General features: G+C 37.3%; 3 protein-coding genes. All 3 read left to right on the plus strand.

The window, feature by feature from the left end:
* Positions 1 to 146: 146 nt before the first annotated feature.
* Genes QL898_RS13670 through QL898_RS13680 form a run of 3 tightly spaced genes read left to right on the plus strand, consistent with a single transcriptional unit; the run spans position 147 to position 3,356 of the window.
* The gene (locus QL898_RS13670) at positions 147 to 1,748 is read left to right on the plus strand and encodes a hypothetical protein (protein WP_290177180.1); all 1,602 of its coding nucleotides are present in this window, start codon (positions 147 to 149) and stop codon (positions 1,746 to 1,748) included.
* Positions 1,745 to 3,148, plus strand: coding sequence for a hypothetical protein (locus QL898_RS13675; RefSeq protein ID WP_290177181.1), 1,404 nt, complete (start codon positions 1,745 to 1,747; stop codon positions 3,146 to 3,148). Before QL898_RS13670 ends, QL898_RS13675 begins: the two co-directional genes overlap by 4 nt.
* Positions 3,141 to 3,356 carry a hypothetical protein gene (locus tag QL898_RS13680; RefSeq protein ID WP_290177182.1) on the plus strand — a complete coding sequence of 72 codons (216 nt, stop codon included), beginning with the start codon at positions 3,141 to 3,143 and terminating at the stop codon, positions 3,354 to 3,356. The genes QL898_RS13675 and QL898_RS13680 overlap by 8 nt, the downstream gene beginning before the upstream one ends.
* The last annotated feature ends 68 nt before the right edge of the window (positions 3,357 to 3,424 follow it).

Below are 3,424 nucleotides of genomic sequence, written 5' to 3' on the forward strand. Positions count from 1 at the left end.
AATCAGACTAGGATTCAAAAGGGTTTGGGCTATAAAACGCCAAGACAAGTGTGGTTTGACTTTTATCGTCAAGCTGCGTAACTAAAATCTCCCAAGTTTAGTTCTACGGGATTGACAGCAGGGGTCAATCAGCTGAAACAGCTGATGTGTTATTTAGTCTAAATAACGACTTTGGTGCGCTCGCATTAAAATTGACATCCGATCAGATTGACTCTATAAAATCATTTACGAATTGGTTTGGCACAACCGGTCAGCAGCTCCTTTTTGACCAAGTCCAGATGCCAAATACGACAACTCGTAGGTTTCAGGTAGAAGAGCAAAGGCAGTCTTTAGTACATTCTATTGCTAAGCTTGAACGGCAGATTAAAGACGATGAAAGTAATAGAACAACGCTCCTCAATGCAACTAATGATGCTAGTGGTGCTTCACGTCAGCAAAGCTTAGAAGAACTTAAAAAAGAAATAGTTACCCTTAACGAGCAGATTGATGCTTTAGAGCGCTATAAGATTAGCCTAAAAGATATTGAAAATGATAAGCAACAGCTCGAAGAAAAAGTAGATTTAAAGTCAGAGCTATCTGAACAACTGGAAATACTTGGGAAAGAAAAAGATCAAGCAGCTCATGAATTGAACAGTATTCTTAGTCAGCGACAAGAACTCGAAAATCAGCAGGATAATTTTGAGCATTATACTAATAGCTTAAATCAAGTAACTACAAGCATAGGTGCAACCCACTATAGCGAAAATGAGATTTCAGAGATTATAGCAGCCTATACCCAAAGGCACGATGAGTCACTCCGCTTAGATATGCGCACTATTAATGACTTAACTCAGCAAAATAACGCTCATACCCGTGATTATAGTGAACTTAAAAATAAAATTGAGAATTTTATACAAAAGGTACCTAATGACAATGTTGATCAGTTTACTAATATACAAACATTGACCCAATTAAGCGATATTATTGCTACTTATAACAATAGTTTTAGCTCGCTTAATTATCAGATTCAAACACAAGCCAATAATATTAGTAGACATAACCAAATCATCAGCAGTCAACTGCGCGAGATCAGTGACGCCAGCCAAATGCTGACCGACTATGTGGCCGCAATTAATACTGAGCTAAATACACATCAAATATCTAATCTTAAGCAGGTTCGCATTAAGCTACACTGCCATGCAGACTTTGAACACGTTCGCAAGCTACAGAAAAATCATGATATTACCCAAACCGAGCTTATGAGTGATGAATTCTATCGCACTCTAATGGCGTTTATGGAAAAACATGCGAACAAACGAACCAAGCTAATTAAAATGCGCGACATCATTAGTAAAATTAATTTTGAATATATTGATGTCAATGGTGTTTTGACTGATAAATCACAGTCTGGTGGTACTACCAGTACTATTACTGCTTCAATCATTGCTATTTTACTCGGACGAATTTTTATGCAAGGGGCTTCCTTCAAGATGCCTATCGTCATTGATGAAATCGGTGATTTAGATGATGATAACACCAGCACAATTATTGATTGTATTGATAAACACGGTTTTTCAGCATTTTGCGCTACGCCGACCCAACGAGCCTCAGTGTGTCAATCTGTTAAGCGTTGGATACGTGTGGATTACAACGTGTTCCAGCACCCGCCTACGGTAGCAAGCTGTGTACTTAACATTTTGCCTGAATCAGTTGAAGTTTGGGGTAATATAGACGACGACCAAGCACTCCAAATAGAGGCTTTAGCATGATTAACCGTGATGTACTAATTGAAAAGGTACTAGAGTTTAAGTACGATTTTTTTCAATTTATTGATTATATCAACTCACATGACGGTGCCATGGAGTTTCCTTTTACCACTTACGTTCAGTTTTATAATAAGAAAGTTTTATCGCAGGATAACGAATCCCTAAAGAATATTTTGAGTCTAGATAATCTGCTTGCTGGCGGCATTTTTACTCATCACGATAAAGTGAGTGGCATGCTCGTCATGTCAAAGGTAGTATACGATTTACTAGTATTTTTGGATGTATCTCGAAATAAAGAGCTAAGTCATGCTAAGTTTGAATCATTAAGGCAACAAACCGAGCAATCTACCATTAACATCATGCATTGTGAAACTGGCTCTCAAGATTACCGCGATCAACTTAATCTATTTTGGGATTTAATCAGTGAGATTTTAACCACCGTTAAAGAAAATATTCGGGTTTTGCATTATAAGGTAGATGAAGTTGCTAACCAATATGGTCAATTTGAAGCTGGTCAGCAAACGCATTCGATTAATGAATTATATGAGACTGCTCAACAGCTACATCACCGTCACATAAAGCCATGTCTAGAGTTTATCAATCCCGATATACAACTTGTTAATCGTAAAAACTTTGTAGAATCTATTGATGCTTTGATGGATTACTATCGGCAAAGTGGTCATGAATCAATTGCTATCGCTATACGTTATAAATTAACAGCGATTACTTCATACTATAAAGATATTGAATCACTTTCTAATAGACTTTTGACTTACTTGTATAGTTTGGCTGAACAGCGCCGCTATTTCATGGCTATTGAACAAAGATATAATGCATTGATGCAAACCTTTGAGAAGCTTTATCGTCATGGAGGACAAAAGAACCTATATCTCACAGCGGACCTTGAAGATATCAGTGATATGGGCTGTTTTGATGGACTCTCCTCTCACAAGTTAAGTTTTTCTGCTAAATTTGACCGTCACCCTGAAAAAAGCATTCAACAGTTTAAGCACTACTTTGAAGAGATTCAGCAACGACCAATTAAACAAAAAGTTGATATTTCTCATGCTCCAAAAATGCCTGATAAAACGCTACAGAGTCGTAAGAATGATATTTTAAAACATATCGCGTCTCTACCAAAAGAGCAGTTCATCGAAGATATCCATCAATACTTAGACAATTATCTTAAAACGTCGATCAATGAGTATACGCTTGTCGATGTACTGTACGGACTTGAGTTTTACTTGTCACTTATTCCAAAAACAAAAATTAGACAACTGAGTGAACGTCGACGCGTAGAGGACGGGAGTTATTATTGGGAATATCGAGTACTGACTCGGATCAACAATCAAGCTAATCCGCATATGACTGATCTCAAGCTTAAGGAACAAGTAAATGATTGATTTGCACAGTAGTGTTGAGATATATGACCATTTGATGAATGGCCGTATCATAAACAAAAGACGTCTGGGTTCACATGGTGATTTTGAATCAAACCCTATGTTTGAAGAAATCATCAAAAACTTAGAGTTATATAAGAACCAGTATGATATGACCCCTGCTGTCAATCCCGTAGAACTAAACTTGGGAGATTTTAGTTACGCAGCTTGACGATAAAAGTCAAACCACACTTGTCTTGGCGTTTTATAGCCCAAACCCTTTTGAATCCTAGTCTGATT

Origin of the sequence: Psychrobacter sp. APC 3279 (genome assembly GCF_030407795.1) — a bacterium.
Classification (GTDB): domain Bacteria; phylum Pseudomonadota; class Gammaproteobacteria; order Pseudomonadales; family Moraxellaceae; genus Psychrobacter.